This window comes from Streptomyces sp. TG1A-60 (genome assembly GCF_037201975.1).
In the GTDB taxonomy this organism is placed as follows: domain Bacteria; phylum Actinomycetota; class Actinomycetes; order Streptomycetales; family Streptomycetaceae; genus Streptomyces.
Genome location: NZ_CP147520.1, coordinates 717716 through 739602 on the forward strand (window position 1 = coordinate 717716; position 21887 = coordinate 739602).

At 72.4% G+C, this 21887-nt stretch carries 17 protein-coding genes and 1 pseudogene; 3 read left to right on the top strand and 15 right to left on the bottom strand.

The window, feature by feature from the left end; translation table 11 throughout:
* Complete coding sequence (locus tag WBG99_RS02555; protein WP_338894716.1) at positions 1 to 2079, bottom strand: SpoIIE family protein phosphatase; 2079 nt, start codon at positions 2077 to 2079, stop codon at positions 1 to 3.
* A gap of 76 nt (positions 2080 to 2155) precedes the next feature.
* Between WBG99_RS02555 and WBG99_RS02560 the strand changes: the two genes are divergently transcribed.
* On the top strand, positions 2156 to 3580 hold the full coding sequence (locus WBG99_RS02560; RefSeq protein ID WP_338894717.1) for a lipase maturation factor family protein: 1425 nt from the start codon (positions 2156 to 2158) through the stop codon (positions 3578 to 3580).
* Between the two features lie 346 nt (positions 3581 to 3926).
* Here WBG99_RS02560 and WBG99_RS02565 read toward each other — a convergent pair whose 3' ends face one another.
* The 7 genes and pseudogenes from WBG99_RS02565 to WBG99_RS02595 all read right to left on the bottom strand — a co-directional run bounded on the left by WBG99_RS02565 (position 3927) and on the right by WBG99_RS02595 (position 11726).
* Positions 3927 to 4418 carry a GNAT family N-acetyltransferase gene (locus WBG99_RS02565; RefSeq protein ID WP_338894718.1) on the bottom strand — a complete coding sequence of 164 codons (492 nt, stop codon included), beginning with the start codon at positions 4416 to 4418 and terminating at the stop codon, positions 3927 to 3929.
* 52 nt (positions 4419 to 4470) lie between these two features.
* Positions 4471 to 4644, bottom strand: a complete 174-nt coding sequence (locus WBG99_RS02570) for a hypothetical protein (RefSeq protein ID WP_338894719.1) — start codon at positions 4642 to 4644, stop codon at positions 4471 to 4473.
* A gap of 584 nt (positions 4645 to 5228) precedes the next feature.
* On the bottom strand, positions 5229 to 6731 hold the full coding sequence (locus WBG99_RS02575; RefSeq protein ID WP_338894720.1) for an SDR family NAD(P)-dependent oxidoreductase: 1503 nt from the start codon (positions 6729 to 6731) through the stop codon (positions 5229 to 5231).
* Positions 6732 to 6922: 191 nt separating this feature from the next.
* A pseudogene (locus tag WBG99_RS02580) lies at positions 6923 to 8268 on the bottom strand (wax ester/triacylglycerol synthase family O-acyltransferase).
* Positions 8269 to 8494: 226 nt separating this feature from the next.
* Positions 8495 to 9715 carry a glucose-1-phosphate adenylyltransferase gene (glgC, locus tag WBG99_RS02585; RefSeq protein WP_338894721.1) on the bottom strand — a complete coding sequence of 407 codons (1221 nt, stop codon included), beginning with the start codon at positions 9713 to 9715 and terminating at the stop codon, positions 8495 to 8497.
* 45 nt (positions 9716 to 9760) lie between these two features.
* Entirely contained in the window at positions 9761 to 10912 is a 1152-nt protein-coding gene (gene glgA / locus WBG99_RS02590) for a glycogen synthase (RefSeq protein WP_338894722.1), read from the bottom strand.
* A gap of 94 nt (positions 10913 to 11006) precedes the next feature.
* Entirely contained in the window at positions 11007 to 11726 is a 720-nt protein-coding gene (locus tag WBG99_RS02595; RefSeq protein ID WP_338894723.1) for a (2Fe-2S)-binding protein, read from the bottom strand.
* 229 nt (positions 11727 to 11955) lie between these two features.
* Here WBG99_RS02595 and WBG99_RS02600 point away from each other — a divergent pair, with 229 nt between their 5' ends.
* Complete coding sequence (locus WBG99_RS02600; RefSeq protein ID WP_338894724.1) at positions 11956 to 13074, top strand: DMT family transporter; 1119 nt, start codon at positions 11956 to 11958, stop codon at positions 13072 to 13074.
* Positions 13075 to 13107: 33 nt separating this feature from the next.
* On the opposite strand, the gene WBG99_RS02605 is transcribed toward WBG99_RS02600, so the two are convergent.
* On the bottom strand, positions 13108 to 14271 hold the full coding sequence (locus tag WBG99_RS02605; RefSeq protein WP_338894725.1) for a transglycosylase family protein: 1164 nt from the start codon (positions 14269 to 14271) through the stop codon (positions 13108 to 13110).
* Positions 14272 to 14627: 356 nt separating this feature from the next.
* Between WBG99_RS02605 and gndA the strand changes: the two genes are divergently transcribed.
* Positions 14628 to 16067, top strand: a complete 1440-nt coding sequence (gndA, locus tag WBG99_RS02610) for an NADP-dependent phosphogluconate dehydrogenase (RefSeq protein ID WP_338894726.1) — start codon at positions 14628 to 14630, stop codon at positions 16065 to 16067.
* A 134-nt stretch (positions 16068 to 16201) separates the two neighbouring features.
* Here the strand turns inward: gndA and WBG99_RS02615 are convergent, their stop codons facing one another.
* The 6 genes from WBG99_RS02615 to WBG99_RS02640 form a co-directional block, all read right to left on the bottom strand.
* A complete protein-coding gene (locus WBG99_RS02615; protein WP_338894727.1) occupies positions 16202 to 16405 on the bottom strand; it encodes a hypothetical protein in 204 nt (67 codons plus the stop codon).
* A 120-nt stretch (positions 16406 to 16525) separates the two neighbouring features.
* Complete coding sequence (locus WBG99_RS02620; protein WP_338894728.1) at positions 16526 to 16870, bottom strand: N-acetyltransferase; 345 nt, start codon at positions 16868 to 16870, stop codon at positions 16526 to 16528.
* A 46-nt stretch (positions 16871 to 16916) separates the two neighbouring features.
* The gene (gene panD / locus WBG99_RS02625) at positions 16917 to 17336 is read right to left on the bottom strand and encodes an aspartate 1-decarboxylase (protein WP_338894729.1); all 420 of its coding nucleotides are present in this window, start codon (positions 17334 to 17336) and stop codon (positions 16917 to 16919) included.
* A gap of 199 nt (positions 17337 to 17535) precedes the next feature.
* Entirely contained in the window at positions 17536 to 19248 is a 1713-nt protein-coding gene (locus WBG99_RS02630) for a class I adenylate-forming enzyme family protein (RefSeq protein WP_338894730.1), read from the bottom strand.
* The gene (locus tag WBG99_RS02635; protein ID WP_338894731.1) at positions 19245 to 21065 is read right to left on the bottom strand and encodes a CoA transferase; all 1821 of its coding nucleotides are present in this window, start codon (positions 21063 to 21065) and stop codon (positions 19245 to 19247) included. The genes WBG99_RS02630 and WBG99_RS02635 overlap by 4 nt, the downstream gene beginning before the upstream one ends.
* Positions 21062 to 21883: a class I SAM-dependent methyltransferase gene (locus WBG99_RS02640; protein WP_338894732.1), complete on the bottom strand. Its 822-nt coding sequence runs from the start codon at positions 21881 to 21883 to the stop codon at positions 21062 to 21064. The genes WBG99_RS02635 and WBG99_RS02640 overlap by 4 nt, the downstream gene beginning before the upstream one ends.
* Between the last annotated feature and the right edge of the window lie 4 nt (positions 21884 to 21887).

Here is a 21887-nt window from a genome sequence, read left to right on the forward strand (position 1 = left end):
TCACGACAGCGCGAACTCACACCACACACACTTGCCGCCGCCCCGGGCCTCCACTCCCCACACGTCCGTCAGCCGGTCGACGAGGAGCAGCCCTCGCCCCGAAACGCCCGCCTCCCCCGCCTCCCGGCGGCGCGGCAGCGCGCTGGAGGAGTCCTCGACCTCGACCCGCAGCCGCCGACCGGGCCCGGTGAGAGCCCTGAGCGTCACGATGGCGGCGCCCTCCGTGTGCATGAGTGCGTTGGTGATCAGTTCGTCGGCGACGAGCTCGATCTCGTCGGCCCGGTCACGGGCGCCCCAGGTGCGCACCGCCTCGCCGATCATGTGCCGCGCCTCGGTGAGCGCCTCCGGGTCGCCGGGCCCGACGTGCTGCTGGAGGCGCCCGCCTGGCTGCTCGGCGCTACGACTGCGGCGGCGCAGCAGGAGAAGGGCCACGTCGTCGTCGCCGCCGCGTTCCTCGGCCACGTCGATGAGCCGGTCGGCGAGGTCGTCGACGTCGTCTGGTCCGGTGGCGATCAGGGCCTTCAGGGTGCGCATGCCGTCGTCGAGGTCGGCGCCCGGCTCTTCGATGAGGCCGTCGGTGCACATCAGCAGAGTCTGCCCGGGGTCCAGCTCGACTGCGGTCACCGGGTACTCCAGGCCGCCGAACTCGGCGGACAGTCCGAGCGGCAGGCCACCGTCCACGGTGACCCGGTGGCAGGTGCCGTCGGTGTGCCGGATCAGGGGGTCGATGTGCCCGGCCCGGACCACCTGGACCACTCCGGTGGACAGGTCGGCCTCCGCGTACAGGCAGGTCGCGAAGCGGTCAGTGTCGAGTTCGTGGAGGAAGGCGGAGGCGCGGGCCATCACGGTGGCCGGGGTGTGCCCCTCGGTGGCGTAGGCCTTCAGGACGATCCGGAGCTGGCCCATGACGGCCGCCGCGTGCGTGTCGTGGCCCTGGACGTCCCCGATGACCGCGCCGACCCGTCCGCCGGGCAGGGGGATGAGATCGTACCAGTCGCCGCCGATGTCCCGGCCGAGCGAGCCCCCGAAGGAGGCGGCGCGGTAGCGGACGGCGACGTCGGCGCCCGGGACGCTGGGGATGGAGCGGGGCAGCATGGCCTGCTGGAGGCCCTCGGCGAGGTCCTTCTCCTGCTCGTAGAACATGGCCCGCTGCAGGCTCTGGGCGATGCTGCTGCCGAGCGCGACGAGGACGTCGCGCTCCTCCCGGGTGAAGCCGCGCCGGTCGCTGTAGAGCAGCCCCATCGCGCCGATGGGGCGGGCCTGGACGATCAGCGGCAGATAGGCCGCCGAGGTGATCTTCAGGTCGGTGATGTGCGGCCACAGCAGCGGATAGGCCTCGGCGAACTCCTCAGGCGACTCGATGAAGCGCGGGACGAGATGCCGTACCACCTCGTTCATCGGGTACTTCACGTCGAGGCGGGTGATCCGGGTGCCGGGCACATAGCTGTCCTCGGGTCCGGCGGCGACCATCCGCACGCGCCCGGCCTCCACCAGGCCCATGACCAGGCTCGTCGCGCCGAGGTGGGTGAGGCCGTCGGTGTCCTCCAGGACGTCGATGACGTCCTGGACGGTCCGGGCGTGGGCCAGGGCGGCCGTGATGACCTGGACGACGTTGGTCTGCCGTCGGCGGGCCTCGTCGTGGGCGGCCCGCTCGGTGCGGGAGCGGATCTCGCTCAGTTCGCGGGTGGCGTCACGGACGATGCCGATGACGCGGTACGGGCGGCCCGTCTCGTCGCGGCGGATGTAGCCCTGGGCGTGGGTCCAGCGCAGGGTGCCGTCGCGCAGCCGGATGCGGAAGTAGGCGCCGTAGTTCTCGCTGCCGTTCTTGAGGGCCTGCGAGACCAGGGTGTCGAGTCTGCGGCCCTCCATCGGGGGCACCCGCGGGGAAAGGCTCTCCGGCTTGCCGTCGTACTCGTCCGGGCGCACGTCGAAGATCTCGTGGGCCGTGGCGTCCATGTGCAAGGCACCGGCGTCCAGGTCCCAGTCGAAGGTGCCCATGCGGTTGAGCGCCAGGACGGGGTCCGGGTGGGCGAGCCAGTCGTCCGGGACTGCCGAGTCGCTCGCTCCCCGATCAGCCATGGGGCTACTTTGCCAGCAATTGCCCGAATCTTCGAGTGGAGGGACGCTCGTCGCCCCGCTCACTATGGTCAGTACTGTGGAGTGGTTCACCGCGTCCGACTACGGGCTGAGCCGACTGGTCTTCCAGCGGGGCCTGGCCGCCGTCTATCTGCTCGCCTTTCTGGGGGCGGCCCTGCAGTTCCGCGCGCTGATCGGCGAGCGCGGCATGCTTCCGGTGCCGCGGTTCGTCGAGCGGGTGCCGTTCCGGCGCGCACCGAGCGTGTTCCACCTCCACTACTCGGACCGTTTCCTCGCGACGTGGGCCTGGACGGGTTGCGCGGTGTCGGTGGCACTGGTCGCGGGACTGGACTCGCTGCTGCCCCTCTGGGGCGCCATGGTGGTGTGGCTGGTGCCGTGGGCGATGTATCTGTCGATCGTGAACGTCGGCCAGACCTGGTACTCGTTCGGCTGGGAGTCGCTGCTCCTGGAGATCGGCTTCCTGGCCGTCTTCCTCGGCAACGACGAGGTGGCGCCGCCGGTCGTGGTGCTGTTCCTGCTGCGCTGGGTGCTGTTCCGGGTCGAGTTCGGCGCCGGAATGATCAAGATGCGCGGCGACGCGTGCTGGCGGAAACTGACCTGCCTCTACCACCACCACGAGACCCAGCCGATGCCGGGCCCGCTCAGCTGGTTCTTCCACCATCTCCCGAAGACGTTCCACCGGATGGAGGTGGCCGCCAACCACGTCACCCAACTCGTGGTCCCGTTCCTGCTGTTCGCCCCGCAGCCGGTCGCGACGGTCGCCGCCTCGCTGATGATCCTGACCCAGCTGTGGCTGGTGCTGTCGGGCAACTTCGCCTGGCTGAACTGGATCACGATCGTGCTGGCCCTGTCCGCGGTCGACTTCGGGACGACCACGCCGGACACACCTGACGCGCCCCTCTGGTACACCGTCGTCGTGCTCACCGTCGCCGCGCTGGTCCTCGGGCTCAGCTACCACCCGGCCCGCAACATGCTCTCGCGCCGCCAGGTCATGAACCGCTCCTTCGACCCGCTGCACCTGGTCAACACCTACGGGGCGTTCGGCAGCGTCAGCCGGGTGCGGTACGAGGTGGTGGTCGAGGGGACGGCGGACGACGTGCCGCGCGAGGACTCGCGGTGGCGGGAGTACGAGTTCAAGGGCAAGCCGGGTGATCCGAGGCGCTGGCCTCGCCAGTTCGCCCCGTACCATCTGCGGCTCGACTGGCTGATGTGGTTCGCCGCGCTCTCACCCGCGTACGCCGGTTCCTGGTTCGGAGCCATGGTGGAGCGCCTGCTGGAGAACGACCGCGACACGCTCCGGCTGCTCCGCCGCTCCCCCTTTCCCGCCGACACCCCGCCCCGCTTCGTCCGCGCCCGCCTCTTCCGCTACCGCTACACGACCTGGCGCGAGCTGCGGGAGACGGGCGCGTGCTGGGAGCGGACGTACGTGCGGGAGTTCCTGCCGCCGACACGGTTGGCCACTCCATCCGCACGGGAGTCGTAGCGGGGCGGCCGTAGCCGGGTTCCTTCACATCCGCCTCGTGACGCGGGGCCGTCCCGCAGGGCACAGCACTCCCCGTACTCGATCCTTACTCACGAGTACGCCCCTCCGTCGCGTACGACACCGGCGGGGGAACGCCCGTGACAGCAGGGGCGGTCGGACCGCTGCCGACGTGCGGGAGAAGCGGGTCACGCCGTGTGCGGAGCTGGCGGAGCATCCGACTTCGGACTCGGACTCCTGGAGGTGCGGGCAGGTTGGAGGAACTGAGCCCGTGGCGGCGGACGGCACCGATCGACCGACGGTCCGCCGAAGGCGGCTCGCCGCGTCCCCCGCCGCGGCAAAACGGCCGCTAGAGCGCCTTGTACATGATGTGCAGCCCCACCCGGCCGTCCTTGGGGTGCTCGAACGCGTCCGGGACGGTGCCCAGGACGGTGAAGCCGAGGGAGGTCCAGAGCCGTACGGCGGGGTTGGTCTCGACGACGGCGTTGAACACCATCCCCCGGAAGCCCTGGGCCTCGGCCTCCGCGAGCACGTGTTTGGCAAGGGCACGGCCGATGCCGCGGCCGGTGCGGTCGGGGTCGACCATGAAGCCCGCGTTGGCGATACGGGCGGCGGGGCCGCCGTAGTTGGGGGTGAGGTAGGCGGAGCCGACGACGGCCGTGCCGTCGGGGGTCTCGTCCTCGGCTACGTACACGCGTTTGGCGGGGGCCATCCACAAGGCGCGGGCGGCCTCCTCGGAGGTGTCCGGGTCCCAGGTGTAGGTCTCGCCGCCGACGACGACACGGTGCCAGAACGGCCAGATCCCGGGCCAGTCCTCGGCGGTGGCTTCTCTGATCCGCATGGGCGTGAGTCTGGCACGCCCATGCGGACGGCGATCGCGAGGGTTCTGCCGGTCAGTCCACGCTGGGCAGGATGTGGGGCTCGGCGAGGTCGTCCTCGTAGCCCGCCAGTCGGATCGGAGCGGACCTGGCCCACACCTCCAGGCTGCCGAGTTCCTTCTTCGACCGGCCGCCGCGCTCCGTGTGTTCCTTGGGGCGCTGATCGCGATTCGTCTTCTCTGGTGTCACCGCGCACTCCTTATGTGTCGGGTCCCCCTCGGGGCGTCGGCCCAGCCTGCCGCTGTGCGCCTTACGTCCGCTCGGGTGTGAGTCGATGTCAGTTCGGACGCGGTGGCGCCGGATGCCTGGATGGTGAGAGCAGGCGTGGTGACCGGCTTGTCCCGGGACGGAACGTGGGTGTGGGTGGGACCCATATAAGGCTGTCCGTCCGGTACAGAGTAACCAAATGAGCGGGCCGCCGCTCGATGGGGCCGGCAACACGAGGTAGCTGTCGCGAGTCGTTCCGCATCGAGCACGCCCACGACAGGAGATTTACCCTTGCCTGCCCGTTTTTCCCGTCACCCGGTCGGCTCCGTACCCGAATACCGCACCGCCCGGACGACCAATCGGATCGCTGCCCTCGGCACGTAGTTCAGGTCCCGTTGGCCGCATCGCAAGCCGACCATGGTCTGCTCATGTACCACGACGGCGTTTGTCGCGGCCGGTCCGCCGACGTGGACGCCGGGGTCCCGGAGAACCGGCGCACGGTGCTGGAACGGGTGGCGGACCGGGCGGGCCGTACCCGGCCGCGTCGGCCCGGTGGGGGCGTCGGCTCACCACTTGCCGGGCGCGTAGTCCTTCAGGAAGACGCCGTACAGGTCCTCGCCCTGCTCGCCGCGCACGACGGGGTCGTAGACGCGGGCCGCGCCGTCGACGAGGTCGAGCGGGGCGTGGAAGCCCTCGTCGGCGAGGCGCAGCTTGTCGAAGTGGGGGCGCTCGTCGGTGATCCAGCCGGTGTCGACCGAGGTCATGAGGATGCCGTCGGTCTGGAACATCTCCTGGGCGCTGGTCCGCGTCACCATGTTCATCGCGGCCTTGGCGGCGTTCGTGTTCGGGTGGCCCGCGCCCTTGTAACCTCGGCCGAAAACGCCTTCCATGGCCGAGACGTTCACGATGTACGCGCGTTTGCTCGCCGCCTTCCGGGCGGCATCGGCCATGACCGAGCGCACCTTGCTGATCAGGATGAACGGCGCCGTGTAGTTGCACAGCTGCGTCTCGAGGAGCTCCACCGGGGAGATCTGCTCGATCGTCTGCACCCAGGTGTTGCTGTCCACCACGTCGGGGACGAGGCCGCCCGCGTCGATGGCGGTGCCGTCGAGGTGCCGGGCGACGCTGGCGTTGCCCGCGACCAGGGCGAGGTCGGCGACCTGCTGCGCGTCGAGACCGCTGATGCCCACAGGCAGCGCGGTCAGCCCGTCGACGGCGCCGGAGTTGAAGGCGCCGATGACGTGGTGCGCGGGAAGCTCACCGGCGGGCAGCGGGGCACTCTCGCCGTCCACGAGGGCGGCGTAGGCGGAGGGCAGGCGGCGTACGGTCTGCGTCGCGTTGTTGATGAGGATGTCAAGGGGGCCCGCCTCGGCGACCTGGTCGGCAAGCGCCACGACCTGCGCCGGGTCGCGCAGGTCGATGCCGACGACCTCCAGGCGGTGGATCCAGTCCGCCGAGTCGTCCATGGCTTTGAAGCGGCGGATGGCGTCCTTCGGGAAGCGTGTGGTGATCGTCGTGTGCGTGCCGTCGCGCAGCAGCCGCAGGGCGATGTACATGCCGATCTTGGCGCGGCCACCGGTGAGCAGGGCGCGCTTGCCGGTGAGGTCGGCGCGGGCGTCGCGCTTGGCGCGGTTGACGCGGGCGCAGTCGGGACAGAGCTGGTGGTAGAAGTAGTCGACTTCCACGTACCGCGTCTTGCAGGTGTAGCAGGAGCGCGGGCGCTGGAGTATCCCCGCGACCTCTCCGGCCTCGGTCACGGACGACGGCAGGATGCCCTCGGTCTCGTCGTCGATCCGCTGGGCGGAGCCGGTGGCCGTGGCCTCCGTGACGGCCTTGTCGTGCGCGGTCTTGGCGGCTCGGCGCTCCTGGCGCCGGCGCTGCTTCACCGTCCGGTAGACACCGGCCGTCGCCCGGCGCACCGCGACGGCGTCGGGGTGGTCGACCTCCAGCTTCTCCAGCTCGTCCAGCACGCTGAGACACACGGCGAGCCGGTCCGGGTCGATCCCCGGGCCGTACGACACCGCCTCGTCCTCGGCGAGGGTCGCCTGCCCGTCTTCTGTCACCGTCATCGCGCTGCCGTTTCCCTGATCACCCCGGCGCTCGTTCCGCGCCCGCCGTCGAACGCGGAATTGTACGGAGCCTCGGCCCAGGGTGCCAAAACGATGTCCGCCCTCGCCGCCCCACCCGTCCCGTCACCAGGGGCCGCACCCGTTCGGCCCCGCCACGGGGTAGGCCCCGGACCCCGGCGCGCGCGGAGGCGTCACGGAGCGCACGCCGCCAGCAGTTCCTCCACCTCACAGGTCACGGCCTTGCCCAGGAGCTCCAGGTCGGGGACGGCCGCCGCGTCGGCGACGAGGCCGTAGTGGACGCTCCCCGGTACGTGGAGACGGCGACGGCGAGGGACTGCCCGTGGGCCAGCGGCGCGAGGGGATAGATCTCGGTCAGGGCGCAGCCGCCGAGCCGGAGGCCGAGGCTGGGGAGGGGCACGCTGGTGACGAGGATGTCGAACCAGAGACGGGCGGCCTGGCTCACCAGGGGCCCGCCCAGCCGGTGCCCGAGGGGCGGCACATGGTCGGCGAGGAGCGCGACCGCACCGGCGCCCCGGTGGGGACCGGCGTCCTTGTTGCGGTCCATCGCCGTACGGACCGTACGCAGCCGCCCCAGCGGATCCGGGTCGTCGACGGGCAGCTTCATCAGATACCCCGAGAGCCGGTTGCCCTGGGGGTGCGCCGTACGCGGCCGGCGCCTGGAGACGGGGATCAGGGCCCGGGGCACGATCCCTTCGCTGCCGTCCCCGCGCTCGTCCAGCCAGCGGCGCAGCGCGCCCGCGACGACGGCGATGAGGACGTCGTTGACGGTGCCGCCGACGGTCTTGCGGATGCGGTGCACGTCGTCGAGGTCGACGAGCACCCCGGTGGTACGCCGGGTACCGCTGGGCTCGCAGGTCAGCGCGGCGGCGGAGCGGGCACCGAGGGCCGCGTCCAGCGTGGTGCGGGCGACGGACGCGCCGATGTCGAGGGCGCGGCCGAGGTCGGAGAAGGCGCCCCGGACGAGTCCGGGCAGCCTGCGCACCTCGTCGACGAGACCGCGCGGCGGCTCCGCGGGGCGCGGCCGGGGCGTGGGCATGTCGGTGGGGTCCATGACTGCGGCGGCGAGCGTCAGCGCCCGCAGCCCGTCGGCCAGGGCGTGGTGGAACTTGAACAGCACGGCGAAGGAGGTGCCGTCCACCCCCGGCAGCACATGGGCTTCCCAGGGCGGCCGGCCGCGCTCCAGCGGGCACTCCATCAGCCGACCTGCCACCGCGTGGAAGTCGGCGGCCGGTGCGTGCAGCCGCACGTGGTCGAAGGGTTCGAAGTCGGCGACGGGCTCACGGGTCGCGCCGCCGAACGCCAGCGGCACCCGTACGTCCGGCAGCCATACGTCCCGGATGCGCATCCGCAGTCCGGGCACCCCGGCGGCGCGGGCTGCGAGCAGTTCGGCGGCGTGCGCTCCGGCGGTGGGAGAGTTCGCCGCGAAGACGCCCAGGGCGGCCAGGTGCATGGGGTGTGCGGCGGACTCGATGTTCCAGAACGCCAGGTCGAGTGGGGCGAGCGGGTCAGATGTCAATGGCTTGCCTCGCGTCGATGACGGGTGAGTCAGCAGTCAATCGCCCCTGCACAATCACGGTCAAGTACGATCACGCTACGCTCAGTTAACACCAGATTAAGTGCCGCCACATGCCGAAAGGCGGGACCCGTGGGACATCTGTGGCTACTCAGGAGCTATCACAACCCGCCCGGCCCAACGCGGCGCGACAGAGCGCACCCAGCCCCGCTCCCCCGCCCCCAGGGGCCTACGGCACCCGCTGGCCCTTCCCCAGGGCGATCACTCCGCCCGTGGAGACCGTGTACAGCTCGGCGTCCCGCTCCGGGTTGACTCCGATGGTGGCCCCCGGGGGCACCTGGACGTTCTTGTCGAGCACGGCGCCGCGCACGACCGCGCCCCGCCCGATGTGGACGTTGTCGTGCAGGACCGAGCCCTGCACGACGGCACCCGGATCGACGACGACCCCGGGGGACAGGACGGACCGTGTCACCTGGCCGCGTATCAGAGAGCCCGCACTGATGATCGACTCGCCGGCGATGCCGCCCGCGTTGAAGCGGGCCGGGGAGAGCTGGCCGGAACTGGTGTAGATGGGCCAGTCGCGGTTGAAGAGGTTGAACGCGGGGCGCTCGGCGATGAGGTCCATATGGGCGTCGTAGTACGCGTCGAGCGTGCCGACGTCCCGCCAGTAGCCCCGGTCGCGGTTGGTCTCGCCGGGCACGTGGTTGGCGCTGAAGTCGTACAGCTGCGCCTCGCCCCGGTCGGTGAGCTGGGGCAGGATCGAGCCGCCCATGTCGTGCACGGAGCTCTCGTCCTCGGCGTCCCGCTGGAGTGCCTCCACCAGGGCCTTGGTGGTGAAGAGGTAGTTGCCCATCGAGGCGAACACGCACTCGGGGTCGTCGGCCAGGCCGGGCGGGTCGGACGGCTTCTCCAGGAAGCGTTCGACGGTCCGGCCGTCGGAGCCGGGCGTGATCACACCGAAGGAGGAGGATTCCGTGCGCGGCACCCGTATGCCGGCCACCGTCACACCCGCGCCGCCCTCGATGTGCTGGGCCAGCATCTGGCGCGGGTCCATGCGGTAGACGTGGTCGGCGCCGAAGACCGCGATGTACTCGGGCTGTTCGTCGTGCACCAGGTTCAGGGACTGCAGGAGGGCGTCCGCGCTGCCCAGGTACCAGCGCGGGCCGAGCCGCTGCTGGGCCGGGACCGGGGTGACGTAGTTGCCGAGGAGGCTCGACATCCGCCACGTCGTGGTGATGTGCCGGTCCAGCGAGTGCGATTTGTACTGGGTCAGGACGCAGATCCGCAGGATGTCCGCGTTCACGAGATTGGAGAGGACGAAGTCCACGAGGCGGTACGTACCGCCGAAGGTCACCGCTGGTTTCGCACGGTCGGCGGTCAGAGGCATCAGCCTCTTCCCCTCGCCGCCCGCCAGTACGATTCCCAGCACCGAAGGTCCACCGCGCCGCATGCCGCCGCCCCTCTCCACCCGGTTGTGCCGAAGCCTGCCCTGTGACTACCCCTGTTTGAGGACTTCCTCGTACAGGTGGACCGTGCGCCCGGCCACCGCGTCCCAGCCGAACTCCCGTAGCGCCCGCTCCCGTCCGGCCTCGCCCATCCGGGCGGCGGTACCGGGGTCGGCGAGGACCGTGTCGAGGGCGCGGCCGAGCCGCGCCTCGAAGTCGTCCCCGGTCGACACGAGGAGGCCCGTGGCGCCGTCCTCCACCACCTCCGGGATGCCGCCGACCCGCGACGCCACCACGGCCGTACCGCACGCCATGGCCTCCAGGTTGACGATGCCCAGGGGCTCGTACACCGACGGGCAGACGAACACGGCGGCGTGTGTGAGGAGCTGGACGACGTCCCGGCGCGGCAGCATCTGCGGGATCCAGAACAGGCCCTCGCGTACGCGGCTCAGCTCCGCGAAGAGATCGCGGAACTCCTGGTCGATCTCCGGGGTGTCGGGCGCGCCGGCGCAGAGCACGACCTGCACGGCCGGGTCGATGTCCCGTACCGCGCGCAGCAGGTGCGGAACGCCCTTCTGGCGGGTGATGCGGCCGACGAACAGGACGTACGGGCGGCCGGTGTCGAGACCGACGCGGCCGAGGACGTCCGTGCCGTGGTCCGGCCGGTAGAGGGAGGTGTCGATACCGTTGTGCACCACGTGGACCCTGGCCGGGTCCAGGGCCGGGTAGCAGCCGAGGATGTCCTCGCGCATGGCGCCGGACACGGCGATCACCGCGTCGGCGGACTCGATCGCGATGCGCTCGGCCCAACTGGACAGGGCGTAGCCTCCGCCCAGCTGCTCGGCCTTCCAGGGGCGCAGCGGCTCCAGCGAGTGGGCGGTCATCACATGCGGGATGCCGTGCAGCAGCTTGCCGAAGTGGCCGGCGAGGGCCGCGTACCAGGTGTGCGAGTGGAGCAGTTCGCGGCCTGCGAGACCGGCGGCGATGGAGAGGTCCACGGAGAAGGTGCGCAGCGCGTCGTTGGCGCCGTCGAGCGCGGACCAGGGCCGGTGGCGTACGACGCCGCCGCCCGCTCCCTCGCCCCAGCAGTGCACGTCCAGATCGACGAGGGATCTCAACTCGTGGGCGAGGAACTCGACATGGACACCCGCGCCACCGTAGACGTCCGGCGGATACTCCCGGGTCAGCAGGCCGACTCGCACCCGGAACCCCCTGTCTCAGCGGCTGGTTCCCACATGGTCACTCAGAAGGGGCGGTTGGGGAAGACCGCGATGCGGCGCGGTGCCGCGCCGGAGGTCAGGTGCGGCCGGGCGGCCGGTCGAAGCAGCAGTCGCCGCACAGTCCGCCGCCGGGCAGCCGGTAGTAGAGGCAGCAGCTGCGGCGCCGGCACGTCACCTCGTCGAGCGTGCCGGCCAGGTCGGGGTGCGCGAACAGTCCGGTGGCGAGGGAGCGAGCCCGATTCCCCACCTCCGCACGGCCGTTGGCGAGGGCCCACCGGTCGATCTGACGCACGGCGCCCATGAGCGCGGACGCCGCGTTCCCCCACAGCAGGCGTGCGGAGACGGGCAGTTGGGCGCGTAGCGCAGCCGCCAGCGGCACCAGATGGGCGTCCCGTACGACCTCGCCGATCCGCTCGGCGGGCAGGCCGCGCACCTCGGTCAGCCACAGCTCGTCCGGGGCGCTCGCGTCGGCGTCCCAGCGCATGAGGCGCGGATCGAGGTCGGGCACGCGGTCGTACAGCGCGGCGGCACCGAGGGCCACCGACCACAGACGCGCGGCGAACCCGAGGTGGGCGATGGAGGCGGCCACACGCGGTTCCGGGGCCCGTACGCTCCGCGCGACCTTCTGGACACGGAAAATTACGGGATTCTCATAAACCTCCCTGTCCGTCTGGGCATCCCGTGCCGCGTAGGCCTCAGCGAGGGTGGGCAGCGGGCGGTGCGGCGGCTCTCCCGTGCGTAGTACGAAGAAGCCGCCGAGGGCGGAGAGGGCGGTGAGGCCGGGGTCGCGATCCACGAGGACGAGTAGTACCAGGGCCCGCAGGCGCGCTCACCCGCCAGGCCTGCACTCCGTGTCGCCGGTCCTGAGTATGACGGCGGGCCCGTCGTACTCCATCGGCAGTAGGACGCATTGAGTGCTCAGGTACGACGACGCGAACCAGTTCGCGCGGCATTGTGGTGACCATGAGAGCCAACCGTTCGCCGCGCCGGGCCGGTAGAGCCCGCACTTCGCCGAGGAGCCGCACATGAGCGCCCTCGCGTTGTCCGTGTTGCTGTCGTTCGTCTCCGCCGTCGCGTACGCGGGCGGGGCGATCGTGCAGGAGCGTGTCGCGGTGTCCTCGCCCGGTCAGTCCTACGCGCCGCTGCGCCGGCCGGGCTGGTGGGCCGCCGTCGGGCTGAACGGCCTCGGTGGGCTGCTGCACGTGGTGGCCCTGGCCTACGGCCCGCTGAGCCTGGTGCAGCCGCTGGGCGCGCTGACCATCGTCTTCGCCCTGCCCATGGCGGCGCTCTTCGTGGGCCGCAAGGCGGGGGCGACGGCCTGGCGGGGCGCGATCATGGCGACGGTGGGCCTCGTGGGTTTGCTCTCGCTGGTCGGCTCGGCCGAGGTGCAGTCCCTGGACACCGCGCAGCGGGTGATGGTGGCCGTGGCCAGCGGTGGCGCGGTGGCCGCGCTGACGGTGGCGGGCCGCGCCGCGCACCGGCACCCGGCGGTGCGCAGCATCCTGCTGGCGGTCGCCTCCGGTGTCGCGTTCGGCATGTCCTCGGTGTTCACGAAGACGGTCGCGGTGGACTGGACGGACGGCATCGCGATCTCCGACCTGCCGACCCTCGCGCTCATAGGGGTCTTCGCGACGGCCGGTCTGCTGCTGTCCCAGGCGGCCTACCGGAGCGGTGGCCTCGCGGCCCCGCTCGCCACGCTGACCGTGGTGAACCCGGTGGTGGCGGCCGCGGTCGGCATCACGATGTTCGGCGAGACGTTCCGCTACGGCACGACCGGCACCCTTCTCGCCCTGGGCTGCGGGGTCGTCTCGGCGGGCGGTCTGATCCTGCTGACCACCGAGCGTCTCGGCGACGGGGTGCGGGCGGAGCGGGCCGACGACGTCACGGTCACGGCCGCCGACCGGGAGGCCCGCGCGGTGGCGGAACTGCTCGCGGGGCTGCCCCGGCAGTCCGCCGGGGTCCCGGCCGCCGCCGACGCGATCGACCTGGACCAGCCCGTGGTCGTACCGGCCCCGTTCCTGCGCAGGAGCACGGCGTATGGGGACGACGGTCCGCCCGGCCGGTTGCTGCCGCAGCCGTTCCACGGCGAGCTGTACGTGCCGCGGCCCCTCCTCGACCGGCATCGCGACCGCGTCAGGTCCTGAGCGGGAGGCCGCAATCCGGCCTCCCGCTCCGTGTCAGATCCGGACCCCGCCCGCCCGCAGGTAGGCGATCGGATCGACGTCGCTGCCGAATCCGGGCCCCGTCCGCACCTCGAAGTGCAGATGCGGTCCCGAGCTGTTGCCCGTGGAGCCGGAGCGGCCGATGCGCTGGCCGGCGCCCACGCCCTGGCCGGCCTTCACGGAGATCGCCGACAGATGCGCGTACTGCGTGTAGCGGCCGTCGGAGTGCCGGATCACCACCTGGTAGCCGAAGGAGCCGCCCCAGCCCGCGGTGACGACCTGCCCGGAGGCGACGGACTTCACGGTGCTGCCGGTCGCCACGGGGAAGTCCACACCCGTGTGGTAGCCCTTGGACCAGGAGGAGCCGGAGGCACGGTAGGGCATGCCGAGGGAGGCGCTCACGGGGGCGACGAGGGACGCCGACTCCTGCCGCTTCTCGGACTCCTGCCGCTTCTCGGACTTCTGCTCCTTCTGGACCTTCTGTTCCTTCTGGACCTTCTTCTGTTCCTTCTTCTGTTGCCTGTTCGGCTCTTTCCGCTTGTCCGAGTCGTCGGTGTCCAGCTGCGGGGCCGTCGGCCTCAGGCTCAGCCGCTGTCCGGGGAGTATCACGTCCGGGTCGGAGCCGATGGTCTTGCGGTTGGCCGTGTAGAGCTGGCGCCAACCGCCCTTGACCGCGCGGGATTCGGCGATCTCGGAGAGGGTGTCGCCCCGGACGACCGTGTACATCTCGATCCTGCCGGCCTGCGACTGCGGTGTGGTCTGCGGCTTCACGTCCTCGATCGTGCGGGTGGGAGCGTCGCCGCCCCGGGGGAGCCCCGCGCGGGCCGAGCACACGGGCCAGGCGCCAGGACCCTGCCCGTCCAGCACCTTCTCGGCGATCGCGATCTGCTGGTCCTTGGTGGCGAGGTCCGCGCGGGCGGCGTAGGCCGTACCGCCGTAGGCCTCCCAGGTGGACTGGGTGAACTGGAGGCCGCCGTAATGACCGTTGCCGGTGTTGATGTTCCAGTCGCCGGTGGACTCGCAGGCCGCGACCTTGTCCCAGGTCTCGACGTCGGCCGCCTCCGCGACACCGGTGCCCATCAGCGGAAGCGCCATCCCGGCGCCGCCCGCCGTGACGGTGAGTGAGGCGCGATTGATCCTGTTCGGCTGGTACCGGCGGTGCCGACCGCGTACGGCCATGGAAAGCCCCCTCGCCTCTGCGATGAGCCGCAAAAGTAAGCGCCGCGAACCGGCCATGACAAGACGCGAAACCAGCCGCTCCCGTCCCGCGAGTGGCGGGGAAGCGACCTGATCCGGCGCGTAAGTTCCTCTGTCCGGCGCGTAAGTGTTCCCGTCCGGCGCGAGAGTGACCAAGGACGGCGCGCATATCACCGGGGTGCGCGCCCCTTTTGAGCCGGGCGGGGTCCTTCCCGCGTACTCAAGTCCGGCAGGCCGCGCAGTGCGGACGGGGCCGGTGCGCGTCAGGATGGCCGGAAGGACAATACTGGCGGGCAGGAACGGCACCACCGATATCAGGATCCATAGGAGCCAACCGTATGAGCACTTCAGCCCAGATCGGCGTCACGGGCCTCGCGGTGATGGGGAGCAACCTCGCCCGCAACTTCGCGCGCAACGGCTACACGGTCGCGGTCCACAACCGCACCCCGGCGCGCACCCAGGCGCTGGTGAAGGAGCACGGGCACGAGGGCGACTTCATCGCGGCCGAGACCGCCAAGGAGTTCGTGCAGGCGCTGGAGCGGCCCCGGCGTCTGGTCGTCATGGTGAAGGCGGGCGGCCCGACGGACGCGGTGATCGAGGAGTTCGCACCGCTCCTGGAGCCCGGCGACATGATCATCGACGGTGGCAACGCGCACTTCGCCGACACCCGCCGCCGTGAGGCCGCGCTGCGCGAGCGGGGCATCCACTTCGTCGGTGCGGGCATCTCCGGCGGCGAGGAGGGCGCGCTGAACGGGCCCAGCATCATGCCGGGCGGCCCGGCCGAGTCGTACGACTCCCTCGGTCCGATGTTGGAGAAGATCTCCGCGAAGGCCGCCGACGGTGCGCCGTGCGTCACGCACGTGGGGCCGGACGGCGCCGGGCACTTCGTGAAGATGGTCCACAACGGCATCGAGTACGCCGACATGCAGCTGATCGGCGAGGCGTACCAGCTGCTGCGCGATGTGGCCGGCTACGCCCCCGCTCAGATCGCGGAGATCTTCCGCACCTGGAACACCGGCCGGCTCGACTCGTACCTGATCGAGATCACGGCCGAGGTGCTGGCGCACGTGGACGAGGCGACCGGCAGGCCGTTCGTGGACGTGGTGGTCGACCAGGCGGAGCAGAAGGGCACCGGCCGCTGGACCGTCCAGATCGCGCTGGACCTCGGCGTTCCGGTGTCCGGCATCGCCGAGGCCGTCTTCGCCCGCTCCCTCTCCGGTCACGCGGCACTGCGCGAGGCCTCCCGCTCGCTGGCCGGCCCCAAGGCCACACCGCTGGGCGCCGCCGAGGCCGGCGCCTTCGCCGACCGGGTCGAGCAGGCGCTGTACGCCTCCAAGATCGTGTCGTACACCCAGGGCTTCCACGAGATCGACGCGGCCCGCGCCGAGTACGACTGGAACATCGACCTGGGCGAGGTCGCCTCCATCTGGCGCGGCGGCTGCATCATCCGGGCGGCCTTCCTCGACCGGATCCGCGCCGCGTACGACACCCGGCCCGACCTGCCTAGCCTGCTCTCCGACGACACGTTCGCCCAGGAGATCGCGCAGGCGCAGGACGACTGGCGTGAGGTGCTGGTGGCCGCGACGCAGCAGGGTGTGCCGACGCCGGGATTCGCGGCGGCGCTGGCGTACTACGACGCGCTGCGTGCCGAGCGGTTGCCCGCGGCGCTCACGCAGGGGCAGCGGGACTACTTCGGGGCGCACACGTATCGGCGGGTGGACCGGCCGGGGTCGTTCCACACGTTGTGGGGGCAGGGGCGGTCCGAGGTCGAGGCCTGAGGGCCCCGAGGAAGCGGGGGCGCGCTGCCGGTCGGCGACCGCGGGTCGCGTGTGGCCGGCCGAGCACCCCTGGCATGCGATGCGGCCCGGCGTGGAGTACTCCGCGCCGGGCCGCATCTCGTCCTGCCTTTGCCTTACGACAGCGGACCCGGTTTCGGTTCGCCGGGGACCGGGTCCGGGCCCGGGGGCTTGGGGACCGGATCCGGTTCCGGGGTGGGGCGGGGGTCGGGAGTGGGGACGGGGTCCGGGAAGGGGGGCGCCGGAGCGGGGTCCGGGCGGTCGGGGCTCGGGCCCGGGGTGGGGCCGGGCGGTACGGGGTCCGGGGTGGGGTGCGTCATCGCGTCCTCCAGCCAGTGGGTACGTCGGCCATGGACTTGTGCCACGGGTACCCGTCGCCCGCACGGGCAGTCACCCGGTCGGCGGAGCTGCCACGGCCGTGCCGGAGTCGGGCAAGCCTCTCAGAACCCCTCGGGGTGGGCGACGAGCCGGCCCTTCGCGGCACGCATCAGTTCCGAATCCGCGGCCGGGGCCTCCTCGGGGTGGCGTTCGGCCCACTTCACGACGTACGGGCACAGGGGCGCCACGGCGGCACCCTCACGGGTCGCGATGCCGTACAACTCCCGGACCAAGGAGCCCGCGACACCCTCTCCCTCGTACGCGGACCCGACGATCGTGTGGACCGGGACCAGCGCGGGCCGCGGGGTTTCGAGGACGAAGTACTGGATGTGACCGGCGAGTTCGTCCCCGGTGAAGGCCTCAAGTCGGTCGGCCGCCCGGTCGTCGCGGATCTGTACGTCGCTCATGGCACTCCTCGCGTGGGGTCGGGACGCCGGGCTGTCTCGCGTGACCTCAGCCGGTGACGGCCTGCGGGCTGCGCCGCTGGTCAGAACCCGGCACCGGCTCGGAGGCGTCCGCTCCCAGGGCCACGATCCGGTTGTCGCGGTCCACATGCACGACCCTGGGTTCCAGGGTCCGGGCCTCGGCGTCGGAGACCTGAGCGTAACTGATGATGATCACCAGGTCTCCGGGGTGGACGAGATGGGCCGCCGCACCGTTGATCCCGACGACCCCCGAACCGCGCTCACCCTCGATGACGTACGTCTCCAGGCGGGCGCCGTTGGTGATGTCGACGATGTGCACCAGCTCGCCGGGCAGCAGATCGGCGGCGTCGAGCAGGTCGGCGTCGATGGTCACGGACCCGACATAGTGCAGGTCGGCCTGGGTGACCGTGGCACGGTGGATCTTGGACTTGAACATCGTACGAAACACGGAAACTCCCGGTATGTCTGCTCCCTGCCCGCTATTCGCAGGTCAAGGGCGGTCTCCGGAGAGTACAACGATTCGCACGGGGCGCAAGCGCCAGTACTCCAGCACTGCCGGCCGCACCATGAACTGCCAGTTCGGCGTCTTCGCCACCTGCGCCGGCTCCGCAGGCGGCGTTCTGGTGGATCTGCCGCGCTGCCCCTCATCAGCCTCGCGAGCGCCCTGTGGTCAGTCCCGAGCCGGGGCGCCGAGTCGCTCGGGACATCAGGGTGCGGTAGCAGACCTTGCCGGTGGGGCCGAGGGGCATCTCGTCCACCACCAGGAGATGTTCGGGGTGTTTCCGGCGGGCCAGGCCACGGTCCCCCAGGTGGGTCGTGAGGTCGGACAGCGTGGGAAGGGGTGTGCCCGGGGTCGGGCGGACGCAGGCGCACAGTCGTTCCCCCAGGTCCGGGTCGGGCACCGGGACGCAGACCGCCTCGGCCACCGCCGGATGGGTGCCGAGTTCGCGTTCGACCTCGGCAAGGCTGATGTTGAGACCGCCGCGCACGGCGATGCGTTTGAGCCGGCCCAGGACGTGCAGCCTTCCGCGCTCGTCCAGCCGGCCGACGTCGCCCGTGCGCACCCAGCCGTCGGGGGTTCGGTAACGGGCGTCCAGTTCGGGCGCGTTGACGTAGCACAAGGGGGTCATGGGGCCCAGGGCCTCGATCTGGCCGGTCCGCCCCGTGGGCAGCGGCGTGCCGTCGGGGCCAGTGACCCGGATCCGGGCGACCTCGGGGTCCGGGGTGCCGACGCTGTCGCCCGGCGGGTGGCTTTCTCCCGCCGTGTGGCAGTTCACCCCGTCCGAGGAACCGTAGACGGTCACCACCGGCCGGCCGAACCGTTCACGGGACGCACGGGCGATGGCCGTCGGCAGAGCGGCGCCGCTGGAGACGACGGCGTACAACGACGATGTCTCCTCGCCCGGCCACGCCGGGAGGTCGGTGATCCGGCGGAGCATGGTGGGCACCGCGAAGAGGTGGGTGGGACGATGCTCGGCGACCATCCGCAGCGCCTCCGCCGGGTCGAAGGCCGACCGCACGATCAGGGTGCCGCCGAGGGCGGCGAGGGTGACCGGTGTGCCCAGGGAACCGAAGGAGGAGGCCAGCGGGACGAGGACGAGGTGGCGGGGCGGCAGCGTGGTGTCGGGGTGCAGGCTCCGGACGTACCGCGCACGGCCGCCGGCCAGGGCGTGATGGCTGTAGGCGACCATCTTCGGCTCGGCTTCGGAACCGGACGACACCAGGATGCGGGCGGGTCCGTACGGGTCGGCCGGCCGTGGCCGCCAGGAGCGACGGGCCGGGGTGCGCGGGGCGTGCAGCCCGTGCGTCCGTCCGGCGCCCGGGCCGGGTGCGAACACGGTACGCAGGTGAGCAAGATCCGCGACGGCCTGTGCCTGGCGGGCCGATGCGAGGACGGCGCCGCGGGCCCGCGAGCGGGCGAGCAGCTGCCGGACGTCACGGTCATCGCCGCCCGGGGGGATCGGGAGGGCCACCGAGCCGATCGCGTAGACGGCGAGTTCCGCGGCCACGGCGTCGCGCCCGTTGGGCAGCAGGAGCGCCACCACGTCCCCGGCCCCCAGGTCCGCCCGGGCGAACAGGGCGGCGATCCGGCGCACTTCGGCGTCCAGCGCCGCATAGGAGAGCACTCCGGCGTCGTCCACCAGCGCCTGGCGGCCCGGGTGTTCGCGGACCCGGGCGGTGAACAGTGCGTAGAGATCGGTGTCCGGGCACAGGTCCGCCGTCACCCAGGCGCTTCGCTGGGCGCGGGGCACCAGGTCCGGGAAGCGCACTCCGGCGCGTGAGGTCCACACCGGCTGCCCGCCCCGGCTCGCGGGCGAGGCGGTACGGCGGCTGGTCGCGGGGGCGGCTGCGGATGTCATGCGAACTCCCAGGGCGCGTACGGGCGTGCGTGGCCGGTGACCGGGTCCGGTGGTGCGACGGCCGCCCGGAAGGCCGGGTCGCGGGCCAGAGCCGTCAGGTCGGTGAGTACAGGGGTCCCGGTCAGACCGGCATCGGCCAGCCGTGCCGTCCACTCCTCGGTGGTGCGGCGGGTGAAGCGGGCCGCGAGGTCCGCGGGTGCCGTGGGGCCGGCGCGGTCGAGCAGGCGGAGCACCGCCTCGGGGCGCGCCCGGGCGTCGGGGCCGAGGCACAGATGGCCGTCCGCGGTGCGCAGCGGCCGGTCCAGCGCCGTCCAGCGGACCCGGTGCGCGGGACGGGGGACGAGAGCGGCCGCGGAGACCAGGGAGGAGTCGACATGGCCGCCCCGGCCGGTCGTCTCCCGGGCCGCCAGCGCGGCCAGCACACCCTGGGCGCACACCAGCCCGCCGAGCACGTCGGTGAGGGTCATCAGGGAGGGGGCCGGGGGCTGGTCTGCCGGCCGTACCGCCGCGGCGAGGCCGCTGTGCACCTGGGCGAGGTAGTCGGTGCCCAGGGGCGGCCGGTCGCCGAACGCGTCCCCGAAGCCGGACGCCCAGGCGTACACCAGGGCGGGGTGGCCGGGCAGCAGGTCGGACGCGTCCAGGCCGAGCCCGCCGGCTTTCCCGGGGGCCCAGTTGTGCAGGAAGACATCGGCTTCGGCGGCCAGCGCGCGGACCGTGTCCCGGCCCTGCGTAGTGGTGAGGTCGGCCTCCACCACCGGCTTGCCCGCGTTGAGAGCCGAGAACCGGGCCGAGCAGTCTCCCGCCAGCGGAGGGAGCCAGCGCATCGGGTCGCCGCCGGGCGGTTCGATCCGGACCACCTCGGCACCCAGCATCCGCAGGACGTGCCCCGCGAGCGGTCCCTGCACCCTGCGGGTGGACTCCACCATCCGCAGGCCCGTCAGCGGCACGACGGCACCGGGGACCGGGACCGCCGGGCGTGGGGCGGGCACGCCGGTGTCCGGGTGCGCCCGGGCCTTGTGGACCGGTGCCGGTCCCGGACTGAGGCGCCAGGGGGCCGGGCGGAGGGCGGGGGCCGGGTCTGAGCCGACGGCGAGGAGGCTGACGCCGGTGTGGTGCGCGGCGGCCCGCAGCTCCGCCAGCGTGCGACGGCGGGCGGCCTGGCGCAGTTCGTCGGGCAGCGGGCAGACGGCGGTGGCGAACCGCTGCTGGAAGGGCGGCCAGCCGCGGCCGGCGAGCGCGGGGGCCACGCCGAGCCGGGCCCAGAACTCCCGCCACGCCAGGGGATCGAGGGTCTCGACCTCCACGCGGGCGTCGTCGGACGTCTCCAGGGTCGCCAGGCCGCCTGCCTGTGGCACGTCGGATCCGGCCGCCGGCGCGTGCGGCACCTCCGGCTCGGGCGCACCGGGGTTGTCGCGGGCCGTCGCGGCGGCGAGGTACTGGCCGACCGCCAGCAGCGCTCCCTGAGCCACCGAGGTCCGGACCTCGCGCAGGTCCAGGCCGCGGGCCCGCGCGACGCGGAGAGCGGTGGCTCCCTGGGCGGCGAGCACCCCCGCCACCACCGAGGCGTAGTCGACGGCCAGCGGGAGTGGCCCGCCCGTCGCCCGGCCGTGGACGTGCATGAGACCGCAGGCGGCCTGCACGGCACGCTCGTCCGGCAGGTCCGCGCCGACCGGGCCCACCCAGTCGACGGTGTGCCGCACCGTGTCCCGGTCGGCGCCGGTCTTCTCCGGCGGGCCCTGCGCGGCGTGCCGCAGCAGCCGGCCGGCGATCGTGGCGGCGACGGCCGGCCGGGCCGCGGCCCGCAGGCGTGGTGTCACGGTCGCTCCCGGCCGGGCCGGCGGCCCTGCACCGAGTACAGGACGCTGGAGGCGGCGCGGAAGGACGGATCCTGCATCAGCCGTCCCACCCGGTCCAGGTCCTCCTGGGTCATGCCCTGTTCCGTCAGCCGGTCCCGGAGGTTGCGGGTGTGGTTCAGCTGGAGTCCGAGGCCGGGGTCCTGGGCGTGCCGTACGCCGATGTGGAGGTGGACGTCGATGGCGGTCAGTCCCGCCGCCCGCAGGGCAGCCGGCGCCTTCCGTCCCCAGTGCGGGTCGCCGCCCGCGGCGCTCAGCGCGGCCGTCTTGGCCCGCAGGAACCGGACGTACAGCGCTTCGGCCTCCGTGTCCGGGGTCAGCAGCGGCGGCTCGTAGGAGGCGTCGATCTCGTCGATCTGCAGCAGGCCGCCGGGTTTGAGAGCGCGCACCAGCTTGTGCAGGACGGCGTCGCGGGTGGGCAGGTGCTGCAGGACCAGGCGGGCCACCACCAGGTCGTAGGCCGCCTCCGGAAGCGGGTCGCGGGCCACGTCGAGGGCGGCGACTGCCAGGCCCGGGCCGGGTGCCAGGTCGCGCGGGTCGAGGTCGGTGGCGAACACCGAGCCGCCCGGTGCCACCCGGCCCGCCAGCCAGCGCGCGATGCTGCCGCCGCCGGCGCCGACCTCCAGGCAGTGCCAGCCCGGGCCGACACCGGTGGCGGCCAGGCGGGGCAGGGTCACCGGGTCGTAGGCGGCGGCCAGGCACCGGTGCTGGTCGCGGCTGTGCGCGGTGCCGTTGCCGAAGACCGCGTGGGTGCCCTCCCGGGCGGGAGCGGGCTGGGACACGGTG

Coding starts and splice junctions, on each gene's coding strand:
- glgC (WP_338894721.1), bottom strand. CDS start 9,715: ATGCGGCGCGGTGGACCTTCGGTGCTGGGAATCGTACTGGCGGGCGGC.
- WBG99_RS02605 (WP_338894725.1), bottom strand. CDS start 14,271: ATGGCCGTACGCGGTCGGCACCGCCGGTACCAGCCGAACAGGATCAAT.
- WBG99_RS02615 (WP_338894727.1), bottom strand. CDS start 16,405: ATGACGCACCCCACCCCGGACCCCGTACCGCCCGGCCCCACCCCGGGC.
- WBG99_RS02620 (WP_338894728.1), bottom strand. CDS start 16,870: ATGAGCGACGTACAGATCCGCGACGACCGGGCGGCCGACCGACTTGAG.
- WBG99_RS02555 (WP_338894716.1), bottom strand. CDS start 2,079: ATGGCTGATCGGGGAGCGAGCGACTCGGCAGTCCCGGACGACTGGCTC.
- WBG99_RS02630 (WP_338894730.1), bottom strand. CDS start 19,248: ATGACATCCGCAGCCGCCCCCGCGACCAGCCGCCGTACCGCCTCGCCC.
- gndA (WP_338894726.1), top strand. CDS start 14,628: ATGAGCACTTCAGCCCAGATCGGCGTCACGGGCCTCGCGGTGATGGGG.
- WBG99_RS02575 (WP_338894720.1), bottom strand. CDS start 6,731: ATGACGGTGACAGAAGACGGGCAGGCGACCCTCGCCGAGGACGAGGCG.
- WBG99_RS02600 (WP_338894724.1), top strand. CDS start 11,956: ATGAGCGCCCTCGCGTTGTCCGTGTTGCTGTCGTTCGTCTCCGCCGTC.
- WBG99_RS02565 (WP_338894718.1), bottom strand. CDS start 4,418: ATGCGGATCAGAGAAGCCACCGCCGAGGACTGGCCCGGGATCTGGCCG.